The organism is Bradyrhizobium sp. SZCCHNR1015, assembly GCF_032489875.1.
Taxonomy (GTDB): domain Bacteria; phylum Pseudomonadota; class Alphaproteobacteria; order Rhizobiales; family Xanthobacteraceae; genus Bradyrhizobium.
On the sequence record NZ_JAUEYW010000005.1, the window covers coordinates 166,763 to 187,483 of the forward strand.

22 protein-coding genes are annotated in these 20,721 nt (G+C 66.2%); 7 read left to right on the forward strand and 15 right to left on the reverse strand.

The genetic code is table 11. From position 1 onward, the window contains the following. The first annotated feature begins 108 nt into the window (after nt 1–108). Nucleotides 109–1,116, forward strand: coding sequence for a tripartite tricarboxylate transporter substrate binding protein (locus QX128_RS10815; protein ID WP_316237434.1), 1,008 nt, complete (start codon nt 109–111; stop codon nt 1,114–1,116). A gap of 221 nt (nt 1,117–1,337) precedes the next feature. Beyond that, nucleotides 1,338–2,420, forward strand: coding sequence for a DUF2336 domain-containing protein (locus tag QX128_RS10820; RefSeq protein ID WP_316237509.1), 1,083 nt, complete (start codon nt 1,338–1,340; stop codon nt 2,418–2,420). A gap of 74 nt (nt 2,421–2,494) precedes the next feature. Here the strand turns inward: QX128_RS10820 and QX128_RS10825 are convergent, their stop codons facing one another. The 13 genes from QX128_RS10825 to QX128_RS10885 all read right to left on the reverse strand — a co-directional run bounded on the left by QX128_RS10825 (nt 2,495) and on the right by QX128_RS10885 (nt 13,583). Beyond that, the gene (locus QX128_RS10825; protein ID WP_316237435.1) at nt 2,495–4,615 is read right to left on the reverse strand and encodes a sodium-translocating pyrophosphatase; all 2,121 of its coding nucleotides are present in this window, start codon (nt 4,613–4,615) and stop codon (nt 2,495–2,497) included. A gap of 202 nt (nt 4,616–4,817) precedes the next feature. Then, nucleotides 4,818–5,810 carry a thiamine-phosphate kinase gene (thiL, locus tag QX128_RS10830; RefSeq protein WP_315805824.1) on the reverse strand — a complete coding sequence of 331 codons (993 nt, stop codon included), beginning with the start codon at nt 5,808–5,810 and terminating at the stop codon, nt 4,818–4,820. Between the two features lie 238 nt (nt 5,811–6,048). Continuing rightward, nucleotides 6,049–6,558 (reverse strand): transcription antitermination factor NusB, encoded by a 510-nt coding sequence (gene nusB / locus QX128_RS10835; RefSeq protein WP_316217821.1) that lies wholly within the window; start codon nt 6,556–6,558, stop codon nt 6,049–6,051. 1 nt (nt 6,559) lies between these two features. Continuing rightward, a complete protein-coding gene (gene ribH / locus QX128_RS10840) occupies nt 6,560–7,051 on the reverse strand; it encodes a 6,7-dimethyl-8-ribityllumazine synthase (protein WP_316181537.1) in 492 nt (163 codons plus the stop codon). Nucleotides 7,052–7,233: 182 nt separating this feature from the next. After that, nucleotides 7,234–7,842, reverse strand: a complete 609-nt coding sequence (locus QX128_RS10845) for a riboflavin synthase (RefSeq protein ID WP_316237436.1) — start codon at nt 7,840–7,842, stop codon at nt 7,234–7,236. Continuing rightward, nucleotides 7,842–8,993, reverse strand: a complete 1,152-nt coding sequence (ribD, locus tag QX128_RS10850) for a bifunctional diaminohydroxyphosphoribosylaminopyrimidine deaminase/5-amino-6-(5-phosphoribosylamino)uracil reductase RibD (protein ID WP_315805828.1) — start codon at nt 8,991–8,993, stop codon at nt 7,842–7,844. Before ribD ends, QX128_RS10845 begins: the two co-directional genes overlap by 1 nt. Further along, on the reverse strand, nt 8,990–9,475 hold the full coding sequence (gene nrdR / locus QX128_RS10855; RefSeq protein WP_011927287.1) for a transcriptional regulator NrdR: 486 nt from the start codon (nt 9,473–9,475) through the stop codon (nt 8,990–8,992). The genes ribD and nrdR overlap by 4 nt, the downstream gene beginning before the upstream one ends. Nucleotides 9,476–9,489: 14 nt before the next feature. Further along, nucleotides 9,490–10,794 (reverse strand): serine hydroxymethyltransferase, encoded by a 1,305-nt coding sequence (gene glyA / locus QX128_RS10860; protein WP_316181541.1) that lies wholly within the window; start codon nt 10,792–10,794, stop codon nt 9,490–9,492. 186 nt (nt 10,795–10,980) lie between these two features. Then, entirely contained in the window at nt 10,981–11,385 is a 405-nt protein-coding gene (locus QX128_RS10865) for a hypothetical protein (RefSeq protein WP_316237437.1), read from the reverse strand. Nucleotides 11,386–11,565: 180 nt separating this feature from the next. Continuing rightward, nucleotides 11,566–11,787 (reverse strand): hypothetical protein, encoded by a 222-nt coding sequence (locus QX128_RS10870; RefSeq protein ID WP_006612770.1) that lies wholly within the window; start codon nt 11,785–11,787, stop codon nt 11,566–11,568. Nucleotides 11,788–11,805: 18 nt separating this feature from the next. Then, a complete protein-coding gene (locus QX128_RS10875) occupies nt 11,806–12,030 on the reverse strand; it encodes a hypothetical protein (RefSeq protein WP_315805831.1) in 225 nt (74 codons plus the stop codon). Nucleotides 12,031–12,242: 212 nt separating this feature from the next. Further along, nucleotides 12,243–12,755 carry a transcriptional regulator LdtR gene (gene ldtR / locus QX128_RS10880; protein WP_008962376.1) on the reverse strand — a complete coding sequence of 171 codons (513 nt, stop codon included), beginning with the start codon at nt 12,753–12,755 and terminating at the stop codon, nt 12,243–12,245. Nucleotides 12,756–13,115: 360 nt separating this feature from the next. Further along, entirely contained in the window at nt 13,116–13,583 is a 468-nt protein-coding gene (locus QX128_RS10885; RefSeq protein WP_315711435.1) for a DUF6163 family protein, read from the reverse strand. 221 nt (nt 13,584–13,804) lie between these two features. Between QX128_RS10885 and hemB the strand changes: the two genes are divergently transcribed. The 3 genes from hemB (at nt 13,805) to QX128_RS10900 (ending at nt 16,454) form a co-directional block, all read left to right on the forward strand. Beyond that, nucleotides 13,805–14,866, forward strand: coding sequence for a porphobilinogen synthase (gene hemB / locus QX128_RS10890; protein WP_315805832.1), 1,062 nt, complete (start codon nt 13,805–13,807; stop codon nt 14,864–14,866). A 186-nt stretch (nt 14,867–15,052) separates the two neighbouring features. Continuing rightward, on the forward strand, nt 15,053–15,586 hold the full coding sequence (locus tag QX128_RS10895) for an RDD family protein (RefSeq protein WP_316237438.1): 534 nt from the start codon (nt 15,053–15,055) through the stop codon (nt 15,584–15,586). 91 nt (nt 15,587–15,677) lie between these two features. Continuing rightward, on the forward strand, nt 15,678–16,454 hold the full coding sequence (locus tag QX128_RS10900; RefSeq protein WP_315720511.1) for an arginyltransferase: 777 nt from the start codon (nt 15,678–15,680) through the stop codon (nt 16,452–16,454). A gap of 82 nt (nt 16,455–16,536) precedes the next feature. Here the strand turns inward: QX128_RS10900 and QX128_RS10905 are convergent, their stop codons facing one another. After that, nucleotides 16,537–17,919: an Nramp family divalent metal transporter gene (locus tag QX128_RS10905; RefSeq protein ID WP_316181545.1), complete on the reverse strand. Its 1,383-nt coding sequence runs from the start codon at nt 17,917–17,919 to the stop codon at nt 16,537–16,539. 200 nt (nt 17,920–18,119) lie between these two features. On the opposite strand from QX128_RS10905, the gene QX128_RS10910 reads away from it, so the two are divergent. Together QX128_RS10910 and QX128_RS10915 are read left to right on the forward strand one after the other, a co-directional pair. After that, on the forward strand, nt 18,120–18,911 hold the full coding sequence (locus QX128_RS10910) for a class I SAM-dependent methyltransferase (protein ID WP_316237439.1): 792 nt from the start codon (nt 18,120–18,122) through the stop codon (nt 18,909–18,911). A 102-nt stretch (nt 18,912–19,013) separates the two neighbouring features. Beyond that, nucleotides 19,014–20,237 carry an MFS transporter gene (locus QX128_RS10915; protein WP_316181548.1) on the forward strand — a complete coding sequence of 408 codons (1,224 nt, stop codon included), beginning with the start codon at nt 19,014–19,016 and terminating at the stop codon, nt 20,235–20,237. Here QX128_RS10915 and QX128_RS10920 read toward each other — a convergent pair. Continuing rightward, entirely contained in the window at nt 20,234–20,668 is a 435-nt protein-coding gene (locus QX128_RS10920; protein ID WP_315805837.1) for a universal stress protein, read from the reverse strand. The genes QX128_RS10915 and QX128_RS10920 overlap by 4 nt on opposite strands. Nucleotides 20,669–20,721: the final 53 nt, after the last annotated feature.

The window sequence follows — 20,721 nt, forward strand, 5'->3', positions numbered from 1 at the left end:
AAAGCCGGTCCGCTGCGCTGATTGGCGCAGCCCGTGCGCAATTCGCCGGCTTGCTCTGGCGCTACAATCTTCCCTACCCTGCCGCAAAACAAGAGCAGGGAGGAATCATTGGCTCATCGCATCGCGCTGTCGCGCCGCAAGCTGTTGTCGGGCGCCGCGGCGCTCTCGACCGCCGCCATTCTGCCGCGCACCAGTCTCGCCGATTGGCGCCCCACGGAGACGGTGAAGCTGATCGTGCCGGCCGCGCCCGGCGGCAGCACCGACGTCATGGGCCGGCTGCTCGCGGCGCATCTGCAGACCGCCTGGGGACAGTCGGCCGTGGTCGAGAATCGCTCCGGCGGTGGCGGCACGATCGGCGCCGCCGAGGTCGCGCGCAACACCAAGGGCGACGGCCATACGGTCCTGATCGGCAACCCCGGTCCGAACGCGATCGCCTATTCGATCTTCCGCAACCTCGCCTACAAGCCGGATCAGTTGCAGGCGGTCTCCAACATGATCCGCATCCCCAACATCGTCTCGGCGCATCCCTCCACCGGCATCAAGTCGATTCCCGAGCTGATCGCCTATCTCAAGGCCAATCCCGATAAGCTCAACTACGCCTCGTCCGGCGTCGGCCAGAGCCCGCACCTCACCGGCGCATGGTTCCTGCAGCTCACCGGGCTGAAGATGACGCACATCCCGTTCCGCGGCGCCGGCCCGGCGCTGCAGGCTGCGCTGGCGGGCGACGTCCAGATCCTGTTCGACAATCTGTTTCCATCGCTGCCGCAGGTCCAGGAGGGCAAGCTCACCGGCTTGTGCGTAACCACACCGGAGCGGAGCGCCAATGCGCCGGAGCTGCCGACGATGCGCGAGAGCGCGCCGGAGCTCGCCAAGTTCGACGTGTCGTCCTGGTTCGGCGTATTCCTGCCCAAGGCCTGCCCGCCGGAGATCGTCAGCGCGCTCAACCTGCAGGTCAAGGCGATGCTGGAGCGCGAGGACATCGCCAAGAACATCGCGGCCATGGGCGCGCGGGCGGACTACGGCACGCCGCAGCAGTTCGGCGACTTCGTCCAGGCCGAGACAGCCAAATTCGCCTCGATCATCCAGAAGGAAGGCCTGCAGATGGATGTGCAGTAGCCCTCGGAGCCCGGCCGGCCACGTCGCAGCGGAGTATTGCAACACGGCTCGTGGTGTAACGGCACCTTAAGCGGGATGGTGCGATAGATGGTGGCCGCGCGCCTTTGATCTGGTCCTGAGATACCGTCAAGCGGATGCTTGGCCGACCACCTTCGCGTGGATGCGGTCCGAGCACCGTCCGAGGGGCAGGCGCCGGCGATGTCCATCGCATGAGCCGTGCCTTGCCCAACGACGTCCTCCACCAACTCGAAGACATTCTCGCCAGCCGCTACGTCTCGCGGCGCGCGGAGATTCTGGAGCGCGTCACCGACCTGTTCGTCTTCGGTTCGGGCAAGTTCAACGAAGAGCATGTCGATCTGTTCGACCACGTGCTGTTCAAGCTGCTCGACAACGTCGCCATTGCGGCGCGGGCGCAGCTCGGCAGCCGGCTCGCGGGGCTGCCCGACGCACCGCTACGCCTGCTCCGACTGCTCGCGAGCGACGAGACGATCGCGGTGGCAGGTCCCGTGCTGCGCCAGAGCGATCGGCTCGACGAGGAGACCCTGGTCGCGACCGCGCAGACCCGGGGCCAGGAGCATCTGCTCGCGATCTCCGACCGCAAGATCCTGACCGAGTCCGTCACCGATGTTCTGGTCGATCGCGGCAATCAGGCCGTGGTGTCGAACACCGCCAACAATGGCGGCGCGCGCTTTTCCGATCACGGCTTCTACGGCCTGGTGACGAAGGCGTCCGACGATCCCAACCTCGCCTTGAAACTCTGGAGCCGGCCCGACAGTCCGCGCGAGGTGCTGGTGCGGCTGTTCGTCGAAGCCTCCGACGCGGTGCGCAGCCAGCTCGCCAGCGCCGACGCGGCGCGCGCCGAGATCGTCGAACGCGCCGTTGCGCAGGCGTCGGACCAACTGCAGGCGGCAGCGCGGACGCGCTCGGCCGATTTCGTCACCGCCAAGGACTATGTCGAGCTGCTGCACGCGACCGGCCAGCTCCACGAGGCGCAACTGCACGGTTTCGCCAAGGAAGGCAGCTTCGACAAGGTCACGCTGGCGCTGGCGCTGATGTGCAAGCTGCCGCTCGACGTGGTCGAGCGCGCCTTCGTGCGCAAGCAGCCGGACCAGCTCCTGGTGCTCGCCAAGGCGCTGGACCTGTCCTGGGTTACGACGACGACGCTGCTGTTCATGCAGGCCGGCGCCAGCGGCAGCGCACGCCCACAGCTCGATCAGCATCTGGCGAGCTTCTCGCAGATGCAGCCGCGAACCGCTCAGAGCACGTTGCAGTCGTATCGCACGCGGCAGCGCGCAGCCGAGTAGCAAACAACACAGTCTCATGAAAAACCCCGCGGCTCACGCCGCGGGGTCTTTATTCGTCAGGACAATTGCTCCGCTCAATGCGCGAGGATCGCCAGCAGCAGCAGGGCCACGATGTTGGTGATCTTGATCATCGGGTTCACGGCAGGGCCGGCCGTGTCCTTGTAGGGGTCGCCGACGGTGTCACCCGTCACCGCCGCCTTGTGGGCATCCGAGCCCTTGCCGCCGAAGTGGCCGTCCTCGATGTACTTCTTGGCGTTGTCCCAGGCGCCGCCGCCCGAGGTCATCGAGATCGCCACGAACAGGCCGGTGACGATGACGCCGAGCAGCATGGCGCCGACGGCGGAGAACGCCGCCGACTTACCGGCCGCGCCGCCGCCCGCGATCGCGTAGATCAGGAAGTAGACGACGATCGGCGACAGCACCGGCAGCAGCGAGGGGATGATCATCTCCTTGATCGCCGCCTTGGTCAGCAGGTCGACAGCCTTGCCGTAGTCCGGCTTGTCGGTGCCCTGCATGATGCCCGGCTTCTCGCGGAACTGCCGGCGCACCTCCTCGACGATCGCGCCGGCGGCACGGCCGACCGCGGTCATGCCCATCGCGCCGAACAGATATGGCAGCAGGCCGCCGAACAGCAGGCCAACCACGACGTAGGGGTTGTTCAGCGAGAAGTCCGGCTTGATGCCGGCGAAGTAAGGATGCTTCGCGGAGTCGGCGATGAAGAACTGCAGGTCCTGGTTATAGGCCGCAAACAGCACCAGCGCGCCGAGACCGGCGGAGCCGATCGCGTAGCCCTTGGTGACCGCCTTGGTGGTGTTGCCGACCGCGTCGAGCGCGTCGGTCGACTTGCGGACCTCCTTCGGCAGGCCGGCCATTTCGGCAATGCCGCCGGCATTGTCCGTGACCGGGCCGAAGGCGTCGAGCGCGACGATCATGCCGGCCAGCGCCAGCATCGTCGTGGTCGCGATCGCGATGCCGAACAGGCCGGCGAGGCTGTAGGTGACCAGGATGCCGGCGATGATCACGATCGCGGGCAGCGCGGTCGATTCCATCGAGATCGCGAGGCCCTGGATCACGTTGGTGCCGTGACCCGTGACCGAGGCCGAAGCGATCGACTTCACCGGGCGGAAGTCGGTGCCGGTGTAGTATTCGGTGATCCAGATGATCAGGCCGGTCACGACGAGGCCGACGACACCACAGACGAACAGCGCGGTGCCGGTGTAGTCGACGCCATCGAGCTTGCCGAAGCCGATCAGCCACGCAATGGCAATCGCGACGCCGGCGAGCGAGAGCACGCCGGTCGCGATCAGGCCCTTGTACAGCGCGCCCATGATCGACTGGCTGGCGCCGAGCTTGACGAAGAAGGTGCCGGCGATCGAGGTGATGATGCAGATGCCGCCGATGGCGAGCGGCAGGGTCATCATGTTGGCGAGCAGCGATGACTTGGCGAAGAAGATCGCAGCCAGCACCATGGTGGCGACCGCGGTCACCGCGTAGGTCTCGAACAGGTCGGCGGCCATGCCGGCGCAGTCACCGACGTTGTCGCCGACGTTGTCGGCGATGGTCGCGGGGTTGCGCGGATCGTCCTCGGGAATGCCGGCTTCGACCTTGCCGACGAGGTCACCGCCGACGTCGGCGCCCTTGGTGAAGATGCCGCCGCCGAGACGGGCGAAGATCGAGATCAGCGATGCGCCGAAGCCGAGCGCGACCAGCGCGTCGATCACGGTGCGGCTGTCGGGCGCGAGCTTCATGAAGCCGGTGAGGATGCCGAAGTAGATGGTGACGCCGAGAAGCGCGAGACCGGCCACCAGCAGACCGGTAATGGCGCCGGCCTTGAAGGCAAGCTCGAGCCCGCCGGCGAGCGAGGTGGTCGCCGCCTGTGCCGTGCGGACGTTGGCGCGCACCGACACGTTCATGCCGATGAAGCCGGCGGCGCCGGAGAGGATCGCGCCGATCGCAAAGCCGACCGCCACGAGCATGCCGAGGAAATACGCAAGGAGCACGAAGATCACGACGCCGACGATTCCGATCGTCGTGTATTGGCGGCGGAGATAGGCCTGCGCGCCCTCACGCACGGCCGCCGCGATTTCCTGCATGCGCGCATTGCCGGCGTCCGCACCCAGGACCGATGAAGTGGCCCAGATCGCATAGACGATCGACAGCGCTCCGCAGAGCACGATCACCCATAAAGCTGACATTTAGTTTCCTCGGCTCTTTGCTTTTTTGAACTACGTCACGCCGCGATGGTGCGACGCACGCCCCCTATCAGGCCGCTCCGGGCGGAGCCGCCTCGAACATCATGAAGCTTGCCAAAATCGCCATGATGACGCAACGCCGCGACGCCTGAACCGCTCCAAATTCAGACGCTTCTTTGGTCGCATTGTGCGGTGCAAATAGGTGTCAGAAGTGGCTGAAGGACAAACGCGTCAGTGTGACGGGACGGCCCTGCCCGTCCAGGAAGCGCGGGGCTCGCGCCCCTTCGACGATGGCGCCGATGTCCGTGACGGCAACGCCCGCCGTCTCGGCTGCAGCACGGAACGCTTCGCATCGCGCTGCGGGAACAGTGCAGAGGATCTCGTAATCGTCGCCGCCCGAGATCATGCTTTCAAGCTGCGCGGCCCCGACAGCAAGCAGCTTCGCCGCTGCCGGCGATCGTGGAATGTGGGACAGCGCGATGTCGGCGCTCACGGAAGAGGCGGCGCAGAGCTTGGTCAGGTCGCCTGCGAGGCCATCAGAGACGTCCATCGAGGCGGTCGCACAGTCTCTCACGGCCGCCGCCAGTGCATTGCGCGGCTGCGGCGTGCGATAACGACCGATCAGCATATCCCGCGCGGCGGGATCGTCGGCCAGCGCCGTAGCCTCGGCTGTGCCCGTCAGCATGCGCAGACCGAGCGCGGCATCACCGATCGTCCCGGTGACCATGACCCGGTCGCCGGGACGCGCGCCGAAGCGATGCACCATCCGGCCCCTGGGCACCCGCCCCCAGGCCGCAATCGAGATCATCACGGGACCGGGCGTCGACACGGTGTCGCCGCCGAGCAACGGACAGCCGAACGCGGCGGCGTCCTCGCCGAGGCCACGCGCGAACTGCGACAGCCAGGCGTCGTCCTTCTCGCGCAGCGCGAGCGTCAGGACGAAGCCAGCGGGCACGGCGCCCTTGGCGGCGAGATCGGACAGGTTCACCCGCAGCGCCTTGCGCGCGATGGTGTCGGGGGGATCGTCGGCGAGATAATGGACGCCTTCGACGATGGCGTCGGTCTTGACGACGATGTCGTCCCCATCGGCGGGAATGATCGCAGCGTCGTCGACGAGACCGAACGCGCCGGGGTCGGTCGCCAGCGGCTTGAAATAGCGGGCAATGAGGGAGTCTTCGCCGGAGGGGTTTTGGGTCACAGCCCCCCTCCCCGCTCTCCGCTGTCATCGCCCGGCTTGCGGCCTTCGCTAAAGCTTCGGCGCGCCCTTGCATTCGTCGCCGCGCCGGAGCCGATAGACGAAGGCGGGACCGGGCGATCCAGTACGCCGCGCTCGTCTCTGGAATGCTGGATCACCCGCTTTGGCGGGTGATGACAGTCGAGGAAAGAGACTGGCATCGCGCCGGTTCGCAGCGATCGTGCTCCGGCGCCCCCCATCGCTACTTCGGCCCCATCTCGTCGCCGCGGTATTGCCGGGCGAGTTGCTCCAGCACGGCGTTGACCATGCCGGTCTCGTCGCGCTCGACGAAGGCATGGGCGATGTCGACATATTCGGACACGACGACCTTGGCCGGCACGTCCTTGCGCCGCTCCAGCTCATAGGCGCCGGCGCGCAGCACGGCGCGCAGGATCGCCTCGATCCGCTGCAGCGGCCAGCCGCGCTCCAGCGCCGCGTCGAGCACCGGATCGATCTTGGTCTGGTCGCGCACCACGCCGGAGACGATGTCACGGAAGAAGGCAGCCTCCGCCGGCAGATACTGCTCGCCCTCGACCTCGTTGCCGAGCCAATGGCTCTCGAACTCGGCCAGCACGTCGTTGATGCCGGCGCCAGCAATGTCCATCTGGTAGAGCGCCTGGACGGCGGCGAGCCGCGCCGCGCCACGGCGGTTGGCCTTGCGGTCGCCGGCACGGACCGGGCCCTTGAACGGTCTGTTGCTGCTCTCGGCCATGTCAGCCTCGCGCCAGACGGCGTTTGATGCGCAGCACGGCAAGCGCGGCGCGGGCGGCATCACCGCCCTTGTTCATCTCGGAGAGGCGGGCGCGCGCCCACGCCTGGTCCTCGTTGTTGACGGTGAGGATGCCGTTGCCGAGCGGCAGGCCGCGCGCCACCGACAGATCCATCAGGGCTCGCGAGGACTCCTGCGACACGATCTCGAAATGGATGGTGTCGCCGCGGATGACGCAGCCGAGCGCGATCGCCGCATCATAAGGCTTGCCGTTCTTGGCGGCAGCATCGAGCGCAATGGCAATAGTCGCCGGAATCTCCAACGAGCCGGTGACGGTGAGAACATCATAGCCCACGCCCGCCGCCTTCAGCTCGGCGGTGGCGCCCTCCAGCAGGGCGTCCTGGAGGTCGTCGTAGAAGCGGGCCTCGACGATCAGCGCCCGGGCGCCGGAGATGTCGGTCTGGTCTTTGAGCGGCGCGCGCCGTGCGTCTGCCATGGTTCTGTTTCCATTGTCTTCAGGTGCCTCGCCCCAAGGGAGCGGCGATCCGGCCGCGTCGCGAAGGGCGAGATGAAATCGGCCTCATGCCGCGAGACGACACATCGGCGCCTCCTCGCCACGAGGGCTGGCCTTGTAGGCGCGGGCGCCCGCAAAGCCAAGACGGAAAGCCCCCTTCGAGGCTACTTCATTTCCGTGAGGCGCGCGGCATAGCGCGCCATCAGGTCGACCTCGAGATTGACCTCGCTGCCGGCCTGCCAGGACGACAGCGTCGTGACCGACAGCGTATGCGGAATGATCAGCACCGAGAAGGCCAGTTCGTCGACGGTGTTGACCGTGAGCGAGACGCCGTCGAGGGTGACTGAGCCCTTGGTGGCGATGAAGCGCGCCAGATCCCGCGTTGTCTTCAGCACGAACCGCGCCATATCCGGCAGGTCGTCGCGGCTGACGATGGTCGCGATGCCGTCGACATGGCCTGCGACGATGTGGCCACCGAGCTCGTCGCCGATCTTCAGGGCCCGCTCGAGGTTCAGTTTTGTGCCGACGCGCCAGTGCTTGGCCGTGGTCAGTGCCAGCGTCTCCGCGGCGGCGTCGACCTCGAACCAGGTCTTCCCATCGGTGACGCCGGACTGCACGACCGTGAGGCAGACGCCATTGTTGGCGATGGATGCGCCATCGGCGATGCTGGCCTGGTCATAATGGCAGGCAATGCGCAGCCGGTGCAGCTTGCCCTCGGTCCGCGGCGTCAGGCTGGCGATCTCGCCGATGTCGGTGACGATGCCGGTAAACATTACGCGCGCTCGTAAATCGTAAGGGTGTCGGGATCGAGCGTTTCGCTAGCACGAACGCGATAGGCCGGCGACTGCGTGATTGCGGTCAGCGGCAATGCGTCCAGCGCAGCGATGCCGTCGGCCCCGATCTCGCCGGGACCGCGCAGCAGCCAGATTTCATCGACCAGGCCACTCGCCATGAAGGATGAGGCGACGCGGCTGCCGCCCTCGATCATCAGGCGGGTGATGCCCTTCTCAGCCAGCGCCTTGAGCACGGCGGGGGGCTCCAGCGCCGAGGGCTCGGCCTGCGGCGGCACGCGGATCACCTGGGCACCGGCAGCACCGAGCTTGGTCGCCGCCGCGGGCTCGGCAAGCGCTGACGCGACCATCCAGAGCGGCGTGGTTCGCGCTGATTGCACCAAACGGCTGGTCATGGGCAGCCGCAGCATCGGATCGAGCACCACGCGCACCGGCGAGCGGGCCTCCATGCCGGGCAGCCGGCAGGTCAGCAGCGGATCATCGGCGATCGCGGTGCGCACGCCGATCAGGATCGCGTCACTCTGGGCACGCAACATATGCACGCGCGTCCGCGCCGCCTCGCGGGTGATCGCGACCGGCTTGTTGCCCGCGGCTGCAATCTTGTCGTCGGCCGAGACCGCAAGCTTCAGGATCACATGCGGCCGGCCATCGCGGATACGCCGGAAATGGCCAGCATGGTCGCGCTTGGCGTCCGCCGAGCAGAGGCCGACTTCAACCTGGATGCCGGCAGCGCGGAGCTTGGCATGCCCCTGCCCTGCGACCTCCGGATTGGGATCCTCGATCGCCGACACGACGCGGCTGATTCCGGCTGCGATGACGGCGTCCACGCAAGGCGGCGATTTGCCGAAATGCGAGCATGGCTCCAGCGTCACATAGAGTGTGGCGCCCTTCGCGGCCTTGCCGGCGCGATTCAAGGCCTCGGGCTCGCCATGAGGGCGTCCACCGGGCTGGGTCCAGCCGCGGCCGATGATGACGCCGTCCTTGACCACGACGGCGCCGACCGCCGGGTTAGGCCAGGTCCGCCCCTGCCCGCGACGGCCGAGCGACAGCGCGAGCTGCATGAAGCGGCGGTCGGCGTCCTTCTGCGCCTTCAGCTTCTCGCCGACCTGATCGACCAGGACCCGGAAGATCATTTGCGGACCGGCGCCAGCCGCGGCGTCTCGTCCTCGGCCGAGAGCTCGCCGAGCACGGCCTCGAAGTCCTTGGCCTCCCGGAAATTGCGGTACACCGAGGCGAAGCGGACATAAGCGACGTCGTCGAGATCGCGCAGATGCTCCATCACGATCTCGCCGATCGCCTCCGAGGACACCTCGGACTCGCCGCCGCTCTCGAGCTCGCGCACGATCGCCGAGACCATCTTCTCGACCCTTTCAGGATCGACCGAGCGCTTGCGCAGCGAGATCTGCACCGAGCGCATCAGCTTGTCGCGATCGAACGGCACGCGGCGGCCATTGCGCTTGATGACGGTGAGTTCGCGCAGCTGCACCCGCTCGAAGGTCGTGAAGCGGAAGTTGCAGGTGACGCAGACCCGCCGCCGCCGGATCACCGAGGAATCCTCGGTGGGGCGGGAGTCCTTCACCTGCGTATCGAGGCTGTTGCAGCTCGGGCAGCGCATCGTGGCTTCAAGCCTTACTGATAGATCGGGAACCGGTCGGTCAGCGCCTTCACCTTCGCCTTGACCGCAGCTTCCACCAGCGGCGCGCTGCCGTCCGGCGCCTGCGCGATCGCGTTCAGCACCTCGGCGATCAGGCTGCCGACCTGCTGGAATTCAGCGACGCCGAAGCCACGGGTGGTCGCGGCAGGCGTGCCGAGTCGCAGGCCGGAGGTGACGAACGGCTTCTCGGGGTCGAACGGAATGCCGTTCTTGTTGCAGGTGATGCCGGCGCGGACCAGCGCCTTCTCCGAGACGTTGCCCTTCAGGCTCTTCGGCCGGAGGTCGACCAGCATCAGATGGTTGTCGGTGCCGCCGGAGACGATGTCGAAGCCCTGGGCGCGCAGCGATTCCGCCAGCGCCTTCGCGTTCTCGACGATGTTCTTCGCGTAGACCTTGAACTCGGGCCGCAGCGCCTCGGCAAAGGCCACCGCCTTGGCCGCGATCACGTGCATCAGCGGGCCGCCCTGCAGGCCCGGGAAGATCGCCGAGTTGAATTTCTTGGTGAACTGCTCGTCGTTCCACAGGATGAGGCCGCCGCGCGGACCGCGCAGCGACTTGTGCGTGGTGGTCGTGGTGACGTGAGCGTAGGGCACCGGGGAGGCATGGACGCCCCCCGCAACGAGACCGGCGAAGTGCGCCATGTCGACCAGCAGATAGGCGCCGACGCTGTCGGCGATCTCGCGGAAGCGCTTGAAATCCCACGGGCGCGAATAGGCGCTGCCGCCAGCGATGATCAGCTTCGGCTTCACTTCCTCGGCCTGCCTGGCGACCGCATCCATGTCGATCAGGTGGTCGTCGCGGCGCACGGTGTAGTGCGCGGCCTTGAACCACTTGCCGGACATGTTGACCGGCGAACCGTGGGTCAGATGGCCGCCGGCGGCGAGGTCGAGGCCCATGAAGGTGTCGCCGGGCTGCAGCAGCGCCAGGAACACCGCCTGGTTCATCTGGCTGCCCGAGTTCGGCTGGACGTTGGCGAAATTGGCGCCGAACAGCTTCTTGGCGCGGTCGATCGCGAGGTTCTCGGCGACGTCGACCCATTCGCAGCCGCCATAATAGCGCGCGCCCGGGTAGCCCTCGGCATACTTGTTGGTCATCACCGAGCCCTGGGCTTCCAGGACCGCGCGGCTGACGATGTTCTCCGAAGCGATCAGCTCGATCTCGTGTCGTTGTCGACCGAGTTCACCCTTGATGGCGGCAGCGATTTCGGGATCGGCCTCGGCCAGGGTGGCGGAGAAGAAGGAATCGACTGACGAGGCGGGCTTGGCGCTGGAAGCGGTCATCGGCGGAATATCTCCACGTCCGCAAGGCCTTGGGCGGCCGGCGGTCGGTTCAGTGAAGGCGGTCGGAAAAGACCCCTGCCCTTACCATACGGGCGGCGGCAGGCCAAGGGACAGACCAAGCGGTTGCGGGTCAAACCGGATATTTGCGCCAGATATGGTGGACGGCCGCTGGAGCAAGCCCCCTGCTCAGGCCCCGCCACAGGAGTGCCAGCTTTCCGACATCTGCCAGGTTTTCTTGGTCCGGAGATTGGTCGCCTTGTAGATTCGTCCCCGGTCATCGCCGGGCGGGCATTTCTTCGGCTTCCAGACGGTGCAGAGCCGCACGGGATCGCCCAGTTTGGAATGCGCGACGGCGGCATTCCATGCCGAGTCGATCTGCTCGGCGCCGTTCAGGTACAGCACGTGGACGCCCTGATCCATTATGGGCTCACCATACTCGTCGAGCTTCTCGCCGAGCTTGAACGGGGTCGGCGACAGCGGCTCATCGAACCGACCAGCAATTTTCGTGATCGTCGTCTCCGCGCAGGCTCCAACTCTGGCCAGCGCTTCTCGACTGTTCGGTCCCTTCTGGGGCCAGACCGTCTCAGCCATGCTCCTCGTGGGCAGACTCAGCTCGCCGCACGCGAAGGCCAAGAGTCCCACCGTGGCAATAACTCGGGACACCAAACGCATCGATCCCCCAAAAATAAACAACCTGCATGAAACCTGACGGTCTCATACAGGTTGTCGGTATCATGAGGCAAGCGCGCGAGCCATCGCGCGCCGATGACATCAGAGGCCGGTGTAGCCGGCCTTCACCGGATCGACGCGGCCGTCGAGCTGGCGCAGGTAGGTCAGGCCGCACACCGTGAGACGATGCGGGTCACGCTCGCCGGCTTCGAACAAGGTCTGGATGTAGGCGCTGACCTTGCGCCGCGCTTCCTCGCTGGCCGCCGCGGTGCGGTTCGCCAGCAGGTCGTAGGTATGCATGATCCGATCGATGGCAGCTTCCATATCATCCCCTCTTGATGGTCAGGCCGCAGAGGCCATCTCGAACATCGAGATCGCCTTGTTCGCGAGTCTGAGCTTGTTGAATTCTCCGCGGTGAATCAGCTGTACGATCATGTCGACGAGCTGCTCGTTCGGCGTGATGGTATCCGTCATCGCCCCCGACAGCCGCAGGTAGTTAGCCGCGATCGCATAGGCGTCGCTCACCAGCTCCACGTTCATGACCTGCATTCCGTAATCGTGCAGCATCACCGACCTCCGCGGGAGACAAGTCCGAGAGGCGATATTGGTTCCAGTTCGGAGTGGATGTTTTTCGCAACAGCGAACGAAGTGAGCCACGACAAAAGAAAAAAGCGCCGGCCCAGGAGGGGCCGACGCAAGGTCGAACTCAGAGGATCGAGGGCTGTCCGGTCTTGGCTCTCGATGTCTGAGGCCGGATCAGCCGAAACGATGAAGCCGGCTCAGAGACGATACAGGATCTGGTCGGTCCAGAACCGCTCGAGGCGGTGCAGCGACTTGTTGAGCGTTGAGAACTCCTCGCTCGAAATGCCGCCGACCTGCTCCACGGTCTTGACGTGCTTCTGATACAGCGAGTCGACGATGCGGCGGATCTCCTGGCCCTGGGGGGTCAGGCGGATGCGGACCGAGCGGCGATCGACGCGCGAGCGCTGGTGATCGAGGAAGCCGAGCTCGACGAGCTTCTTCAGGTTGTAGGAGACGTTGGAGCCGAGATAGTAGCCGCGCGTGCGCAGCTCGCCCGCGGTCAGCTCCTTGTCGCCGATGTTATAGAGCAGGAGCGCCTGGACCGAATTGATGTCGGAACGACCACGGCGGTCGAACTCGTCCTTGATGACGTCGAGCAGGCGGCGATGCAGCCGCTCCACCAGCGTCAGAGCTTCCAGATAGAGCGACTGGACGGTGCCGCCCTGGCCCGGCGCAGCAGTCTCCACGGCCGTCGCAACGGCTTTCATCATGACACTTCCCCTGTCGTCGTTTTTGTCGACTTATTCGACGAAACTTTTGTCCCGTCTGATAGAACGAACTTAAGGGGCGTGCTTTGAAGATCGCCTTAAATAAGAGCATAAAGAGAGAATGAATCGCGGAGAGTGAATCCTCTTTTAATCCAGTGATTACAGGGGCTTTTGCAAGGGTCCGTTGACGGACGACGGGCAATGTTCGCGCTCTGTTTCACCCCCCTGTCACATTCCAAAACAGGTGCAGTTCCCACCGCTAAGGTCTGTGTAACGGCTGTGGCAGGCGCTCTTAAGGTGTTCGAAACATTACTTCCATCGCGCTGAGAGGATTTACGGCGTGCAACGAATTTTCCTCACCACCTACGGTGGCCGCTCGCGGGCCGCCATCCAGGCCAGCACGAGGTAGGCGGCGAGCATGATCGCCTCGCCCGCGACCACCAGCAGATTGCCGCCATAGATGCCGGGGAACATCAGCTCGATGACCGCCATCGACACGACCGTGGTGAGCCACACCACCGCGCCCCACGGCGTCGCCAGCCACAGGCCGACCGCGGCGACGAGTTCGATCACCGCGAAATAGACCGTCGCCGCCTGCCAGGCCATCGCCTGGTTCTCGAACGCGTCGTCCTCGCCGCCGATGAAGCCGGTCACCTGGGCCCAATGATAAAGGCCCTTGGCGATCGACAGCATGGCCATGACCCGCAGGAACAGCACCAGCCGCCGCGTCCAGACATTATCGTCGCTCTCGCGCCGATCCGAGGACATGGCGGCAATCGACATGGCGGCGTTGTCACGTGCCAGATCTCGCGCCGAGGGAATCTCAGCCATGGCAGCTCGAGCAGAACAGGCAGGTCGTCATTGGGGCCTCTCAAGACCAGGAGCATGGCGATTCTTGGCCGGCCGGCACCGTGAAATCAACCGGGCCGGAAATCAACCGGGCCGCTTGCGTCAGGTCAAGTGACGGGCGGCGGCCGAAGTGCTACAGATTGTTGGAATTACAACAAATCAAATCCTCCGGCTCGCCGGCCAGCTCAAGGAGCCAGCACCCCATGGCGATCAAATTCGGGCGCCCGATCGACCTGCGCGACACCGCGCGCAACCCGGCCACTGCACCGACACCGGCGCTCGATCTCACCATCCGCCCCCGCCGCAACCGCAAGGCCGAGTGGGCGCGTCGGCTGGTGCGGGAGAACGTGCTCACGACGGACGATCTGATCTGGCCCCTGTTCGTGGTGCAGGGCGATCGGACCCGCAGCACGGTCGCATCGATGCCGGGCGTGGAAAGGCTCAGCGTCGACGAGATCGTCCGCGATGCCGAACGCGCCGCCAAGCTCGACATCCCCTGCATCGCCCTGTTCCCCTACACCGAGCCGTCGCTGCGCGACGAGCACGGCTCCGAGGCCTGCAACCCGGACAATCTGGTTTGCCAGGCGGTGCGCGCGATCAAGAAGGAGTTTCCGGAGATCGGCGTGCTCTGCGACGTCGCGCTCGATCCGTTCACCAGCCACGGCCATGACGGCTTGATCCGGGACGGCCGCATCCTCAACGACGAGACGGTCGCGGTGCTGGTGCGCCAGGCCCTCGTGCAGGCCGAGGCCGGTTGCGACATCATCGCGCCGTCGGACATGATGGACGGCCGGGTCGGCGCGATCCGCCAGGCGCTGGATCAGGCCGGCTTCCTCGACGTGCAGATCATGGCCTATGCGGCCAAATATGCCTCCGCCTTCTACGGCCCGTTCCGCGACGCGATCGGCTCGGCCAAGACGCTCACCGGCGACAAGCGCACCTACCAGATGGACAGCGCCAACTCCGACGAGGCGTTGCGCGAGGTCGAGCTCGACATCGCCGAGGGCGCCGACATGGTGATGGTGAAGCCGGGCATGCCCTATCTCGACGTCGTCAGGCGCGTGAAGGACACCTTCAGCATGCCGACCTTCGCCTATCAGGTGTCGGGCGAATACGCGATGATCGCGGCGGCCGCCAACAATGGCTGGATCGACGGCGACCGGGCGATGATGGAGAGCCTGCTCGCCTTCAAGCGCGCCGGCGCCGACGGTGTGCTCACCTATTTCGCCCCGCAGGCTGCCGAGCGGCTGCGGCAGCAGCGCTGAGCGGGCGCCTCGGGATCTGGGTCTGCGGCGGTCTTCCGGGCGCGCCGACTATGCGCGCGCGCCGGCTTACAAGCGGGCTTGCAAATCGCGAAATCGCCGGAAATTTGCCGCGCCCCATGCACGAACGGCTCTTGCAAGCGGAAGTGGGGTTCCCATGTCCTCTGAGCCAATCCGGAGGGCAGATTCATGGCGTATATGGGTTCAGGCGATAGCAATTGCGGTGCCGGTGCCCGGCCGCACGCCTACGACCCCTATCAGCAGCCGGAATTGTTTCGCGGTGTGCTGACGCGGCGGATGATTGCATTCCTGGTCGATCTCTTGGTGCTCTCCGTCCCGGTGATCCTGGCGGTGATCTTCATCGCCGTGTTCGGCCTGGTCACGCTGGGCCTCGGCTGGGCGTTGTTCTGGCTGGTGTCGCCGGCCTCGGTGATCTGGGCGATCGTCTACTACGGCGCCACGATCGGCGGCCCGAGCTCGGCGACGATCGGCATGCGGGTGATGGATCTGGAGCTCCGGACCTGGTACGGCGCGCCGGGCTACTTTGTGCTCGGTGCCGTGCATGCGGTCTGCTTCTGGATCTCGGTCTCGGTGTTGTCGCCGCTCGTGCTGCTGATCGGACTGTTCAACGGCCGCCGCCGGCTGCTGCACGACTTCGTGCTCGGCACCGTCGTGATCAACACGTCGGTGCGCTCGCAGCTGGTTGAACCGGCTCGCACGTGATGAGACGTCAGGTGGCGCAGCAAAAGCGATTGACCGGCCGCCTCCGGAGCGCAATTCTGTTGATGATCGCCTCGGAGGCTCACGACGTTCCTTGACCCAGCATTCGCGTGACACCCCGCAATTCTACCTGACCGCGCCATCGCCCTGCCCGTATCTGCCGGGCCGGCAGGAGCGCAAGGTGTTCACGCATCTGGTCGGCGACAAGGCGACCGATCTCAACGACCTCCTGACCCATGGCGGCTTCCGCCGCAGCCAGTCGATCGCCTACCGGCCGGCCTGCGACCAGTGCCGCGCCTGCGTGTCCGTCCGCGTGATCGCCAACGAATTCCGCCCCTCGCGCAACTTCCGCAAGGTGCTCGCGCGCAATTCCGATCTGGTCGGCGAGCAGCGCAGCGCGGTGCCGACGTCGGAGCAATATTCGATCTTCCGCGGCTATCTCGATCAGCGCCATCGCCATGGCGGCATGGCCGACATGACGGTGCTCGATTACGCAATGATGGTCGAGGACAGCCATGTCGAGACGCGAATCATCGAGTACCGCCGCCGCAATCTGAGCAACGGTCCGAACGCCCGCGGTGGCGAGCTGGTCGCGGTGGCGCTGACGGACGTGCTCAGCGACGGCCTGTCGATGGTGTACTCGTTCTTCGACCCGTCGGAGACCACGCGCTCGCTCGGCACCTTCATGATCCTCGACCACATCGCCCGGGCGCGGCGCCAGGGCCTGCCCTACGTCTATCTCGGCTACTGGATCGAGGGCTCGAAAAAGATGGACTACAAGAGCCGCTATCTGCCGCAGCAGCGGCTCGCGGCGGCCGGATGGCTCCGCGTGGATGCCGAGGGCGACACCGCGCCGGAGCCGCAGGAATGAAGAAGCGAATGGCGAATAGGGAGTAGCGAATAGGGATTTGAACGACCGCTATTCGCTACTCCCTATTCGCTACTCGCCTCCATCAACCTATCGCCAGATCCCACACCAGCTTGGCATTGAGCGCGATGATCACCACCGCGATCAGGCTCGCAATCGCCGTCAGCCAGCGCGGCGCCACGAACTGCCCCATCTTGGCGCGGCTCGCGGTGAGCAGCACCAGCGGCACGATGGCGAACGGCAGTTGCAGGCTGAGCACGACCTGACTGAGGATCAGGAGCTGCCCGGTCGCCTTCTCGCCGGCCCAGATCGTCACCACCACCGCCGGCACGATCGCGATCATGCGCGTGATCAGCCGGCGCAGCCAGGGCGCGATCCGCCAGTGGAGGAAGCCTTCCATCACGATCTGGCCGGACAGGGTCGCGGTGATCGTCGAGTTCAGGCCGCAACACAACAGCGCGATTGCAAACAGCGTCGGTGCCAGCGTCGATCCCAGGAGCGGCGCCAGGAAGGAATGCGCCTGGTCGAGCTCGGCCACGTCGCGCTGTCCGGTACGGTGGAACGTTGCCGCCGCCAGGATCAGGATCGAGGCGTTGATCGTCAGCGCCAGGCACAGCGCGATGGTGGAATCGATCGTGGAAAGCGTGATCGCCTCGCGCTTGTCCTCCGGGCTGTCGCCGTAGCCGCGCGTCTGGACCAGGCCCGAATGGAGATACAAATTGTGCGGCATCACGGTCGCGCCGAGAATGCCGAGCGCCAGATAGAGCATCTCCGGATTGGCGATCAGCTGACCGCTGGGCACGAAGCCCTTCACCACCTCGGCCCAGTCGGGCTCGGCCATCGCGATCTGGATCGCGAAGCACAGCGCGATGATGCCGAGCAGCGCGACCACGAAGGCCTCGATCCAGCGAAAGCCGAACGCCTGCAGCGCCAGGATCAGGAAGACATCGAGCGCGGTGACGCAGACGCCGATCGACAGCGGCAGCCCGAACAGCAGGCTGAGACCGATCGCCGTGCCGATCACCTCGGCGAGATCGGTGGCGGTGATCGCGATCTCCGCCGACAGCCACAGCGGCACCGAGACCCAACGCGGGGTGGAGTCGCGACAGGCCTGGGCGAGGTCGCGGCCGGTGGCGACGCCGAGCCGCGTGCACAGCGACTGCAGCACGATCGCCATCAGGTTGGACAGCAGCGCGACCGAGAGCAGGACGTAGCCGAATTTGGAACCGCCGGCGAGCGACGTCGCCCAATTGCCGGGGTCCATATAGCCGACGGCGACAAGGTAACCGGGTCCGAGAAAGGCCAGCAGCTTCCGCCAGAGCGACCCTTTTGTTGCGGTTCGTACCGTCGCGAACATGTCGCCGAGCGACGGATCGCCGCGCTCGCCGCGCCAGCCTGCGTTCATCAGGCGGTCGCTCGGCGGAACCATGGCGTGCAGTTGCGAAAGGTCTGACGATTTTGCGTCCATGACATCATCCTGGACGAAACCGAGCTTTAATGCAACTTATTTGCAAGTGCGTCTCCCGCCTATGGCTGCGCCTCGCAGAGAGGCTGGAAATCCTCCGATACCGCTTCATCATCGCGAGAGCCTGTTGCTGCCGATTCGCGCGCGGCCCTGGCGGCGTGCCGCCGGCGACGGGTGCCACTGCCCCACTGACGGGATCCAACATGCTCTCCCCCCAACTCGGTCTCCGACCGGTCACGAACGTGCCCGTGCCCTGCAAGATCTGTGACGGTCCTGCCTCTCTCTACGGCGTGGTCGACATGAACCGCCCCTGCCAGACGGCCCATGCACATCGCCCGCCGCTGGCCGGCGTGCCGATCTACTACCGGCGCTGCTCGGATTGCGGCTTCCTGTTTACGGACGCCTTCGACGACTGGGGCATCGAGCAGTTCAAGACCCACATTTACAACGACGGCTACGAAGCCGTGGATCCAGACTATCGGATCAAGCGGCCAACCGACAATGCGGCGGCCGTGGCCCGCTTCTGGGCGCCGCACAAGGCCGGGATGCGGGTGCTCGACTTCGGCGGCGGCAACGACCTGTTCTGCACCGGCCTGCGCGCTCAAGGCTTTGCCGAAGCGGTCACCTATGATCCGATGGTGGCCGAGCACGCGACCCGCCCCGATCGCAAGTTCGATCTCGTGACCTGCTTCGAGACCCTCGAGCACGTGCCCGATCCGCTGGCGACGATCGGAGCCATGGCGGCCTGCGTGGCCGAGCCCGGCGCGGTGTTCTACTCCACATTGACCCAGCCGGACGATTTCGACAGCCAGGGCATGTCCTGGTGGTACGTCGCGCCGCGCAACGGCCACATCTCGATCTACACCCAGCATGCGCTGGCGCTGGCCTGGCACCGGTTCGGCTTCAAGACGGCGCCGCTGAATGCGGGCACGCATCTGGCGTTCCGCACGCTGCCTCCGGAATGGGGATTGGCCGAGGCACCGACCGCGGCATAGGCCGTCCGCCGCGCGAGGGGCGATGCAGGAGATCAGGAAGCGGGTGGGCGCAAGGAGGCGGCGCAGTGATGATGGCCGCATCATCACAACAGGTTCCTGTTCATGTCTCCCTCCGCCCTGCCCGCCGCCTTCCACCGCCTCGCCTGGTCGAACCTCACCGCGCAATCGGCCGAGCAGATCGCGCTCGCCGCAGCACCGATCGTCGCGGTGCTCGCGCTCGGTGTCGGCGAGGGCGAGACCGGGTTGCTGCAGACGGCGCTGACCGCGCCCTTCGTGCTGTTCGCGATCCCTGCGGGGCTGCTCGCCGACCGGATGCCGAGACGGCTGCTGATGGCCATGGCCGAGACGCTTCGCGCGCTGGCGCTGCTCGCGATCCTCATCGCCTTGGCGGCCGGCGTGCTCACGCTGCCGCTGCTGGCGGCGCTCGGATTCGCAGCGGTGTGCGGCACGGTCGTGTTCAGCGTCGCCGCGCCGGCCGTGGTGCCGAGCCTCGTCGCCCCGGCCCAGTTGGCGCCTGCCAATGCGCGCATCGAGCTTGCCCGCACCATCGCCTTTGCGGCGGGGCCTGCGCTCGGCGGCGTGCTGGTCGGCTGGATCGGCGGCGCGCCCGCCTTCGGCTGCGCCGCGGCGCTCTCGCTGGTCGCAGCCATCTGCCTGGCCGGCATCGCCGAGCCCGCTCGCGCGCCCGTGCCGCGCCGCCATCCGCTCGCCGACATCAGGGAAGGCGCCGCCTTCGTGCTGCATCATCCGTTGCTGCGGCCGGTGTTCGTGACCCAATTCATCTTCAACACGGCGCATTTCCTGCTGCTGGCGGTGTTCGTGCCCTATGCCGTGCACCGGCTTGGCCTGTCGGCGGGAGGCGTCGGCACGGTGTTGTCGATGTTCGGCATCGGCATGGTGTGCGGCGCGCTGCTGGCGACGCGCATCATGCGGCTTCTGCCGTTCGGCACCGTCATCGGGCTCGGCCCCGTCACCGGCTTCACCGCAGCGCTGGTGATGGCGCTCACCACGGTCGTCCCTTCGCCTCTCCTGGCCGCGCTCAGCTTCTTCCTGCTCGGCGCCGGGCCGATCCTCTGGGTGATCTCGACCACGACGCTGCGGCAGTCGGTGACGCCGGCCGGCCTGCTCGGGCGGGTCTCGGCCATCAACATCCTGAGCTACGGCGCCCGTCCGCTGGGCTCGCTGCTCGGCGCGGTCGTCGGCGGCCGCTACGGCGCCGACATCTGTCTCTACCTCGTCGCCGCCATCTTCGGCCTGCAGGCGCTCGTCATCCTCGCCTCGCCGGTCGTCGCGATCGCGCGCCAGCCGGAGCCGCAGCCCGCCTAGCGATAGACCAGGATCGGCACGGTCGAATGCGTCAGCACCTTCAAGGTCTCGCTGCCCAGGATCGCCGACACGCCGCGCAGCCCGTGCGAGGCCATCAGCACCAGATCGCAATGCTGCTTGCGCGCGGTCTCGACGATCGCCTCATAGGGCTTGTCGTGCTCGACGCACAGCGTGGCGCAGGCCACGCCGGCCTGCTCGGCATCGTCCTTCACATGATCGAGATATTTCGCGGTCTGATCGGCCACCAACGACTTGTATTGCGCGAGCGCCTTGGTCGCAGCGTGGGGATCGACGACCAGCGAATGCAGCGGCGTCGACACCACCAGCGCCGTGACCTTGGCGCCGGTCGCCTTGGCGAGCGCGATGCCGTGCTTGATCGCGGCCTTGGACAGATCGGAGCCATCGGTCGGCAGCAGAATATGTTTGTACATGAGCTTTCATCTCCCGGCGGAGAATGCTGGGCAGACTCGCTTCTGCTGGGCAT

What these genes read in the sequence shown, in the direction of transcription:
- QX128_RS10825 (WP_316237435.1), bottom strand. Translation starts at nt 4,615, where the DNA reads ATGTCAGCTTTATGGGTGATCGTGCTCTGCGGAGCGCTGTCGATCGTC.
- nusB (WP_316217821.1), bottom strand. Translation starts at nt 6,558, where the DNA reads ATGGCCGAGAGCAGCAACAGACCGTTCAAGGGCCCGGTCCGTGCCGGC.
- ribH (WP_316181537.1), bottom strand. Translation starts at nt 7,051, where the DNA reads ATGGCAGACGCACGGCGCGCGCCGCTCAAAGACCAGACCGACATCTCC.
- QX128_RS10845 (WP_316237436.1), bottom strand. Translation starts at nt 7,842, where the DNA reads ATGTTTACCGGCATCGTCACCGACATCGGCGAGATCGCCAGCCTGACG.
- ribD (WP_315805828.1), bottom strand. Translation starts at nt 8,993, where the DNA reads ATGATCTTCCGGGTCCTGGTCGATCAGGTCGGCGAGAAGCTGAAGGCG.
- nrdR (WP_011927287.1), bottom strand. Translation starts at nt 9,475, where the DNA reads ATGCGCTGCCCGAGCTGCAACAGCCTCGATACGCAGGTGAAGGACTCC.
- glyA (WP_316181541.1), bottom strand. Translation starts at nt 10,794, where the DNA reads ATGACCGCTTCCAGCGCCAAGCCCGCCTCGTCAGTCGATTCCTTCTTC.
- QX128_RS10865 (WP_316237437.1), bottom strand. Translation starts at nt 11,385, where the DNA reads ATGGCTGAGACGGTCTGGCCCCAGAAGGGACCGAACAGTCGAGAAGCG.
- QX128_RS10870 (WP_006612770.1), bottom strand. Translation starts at nt 11,787, where the DNA reads ATGGAAGCTGCCATCGATCGGATCATGCATACCTACGACCTGCTGGCG.
- QX128_RS10875 (WP_315805831.1), bottom strand. Translation starts at nt 12,030, where the DNA reads ATGCTGCACGATTACGGAATGCAGGTCATGAACGTGGAGCTGGTGAGC.
- ldtR (WP_008962376.1), bottom strand. Translation starts at nt 12,755, where the DNA reads ATGATGAAAGCCGTTGCGACGGCCGTGGAGACTGCTGCGCCGGGCCAG.
- QX128_RS10885 (WP_315711435.1), bottom strand. Translation starts at nt 13,583, where the DNA reads ATGGCTGAGATTCCCTCGGCGCGAGATCTGGCACGTGACAACGCCGCC.
- hemB (WP_315805832.1), top strand. Translation starts at nt 13,805, where the DNA reads ATGGCGATCAAATTCGGGCGCCCGATCGACCTGCGCGACACCGCGCGC.
- QX128_RS10895 (WP_316237438.1), top strand. Translation starts at nt 15,053, where the DNA reads ATGGCGTATATGGGTTCAGGCGATAGCAATTGCGGTGCCGGTGCCCGG.
- QX128_RS10905 (WP_316181545.1), bottom strand. Translation starts at nt 17,919, where the DNA reads ATGGACGCAAAATCGTCAGACCTTTCGCAACTGCACGCCATGGTTCCG.
- QX128_RS10910 (WP_316237439.1), top strand. Translation starts at nt 18,120, where the DNA reads ATGCTCTCCCCCCAACTCGGTCTCCGACCGGTCACGAACGTGCCCGTG.
- QX128_RS10915 (WP_316181548.1), top strand. Translation starts at nt 19,014, where the DNA reads ATGTCTCCCTCCGCCCTGCCCGCCGCCTTCCACCGCCTCGCCTGGTCG.
- QX128_RS10920 (WP_315805837.1), bottom strand. Translation starts at nt 20,668, where the DNA reads ATGTACAAACATATTCTGCTGCCGACCGATGGCTCCGATCTGTCCAAG.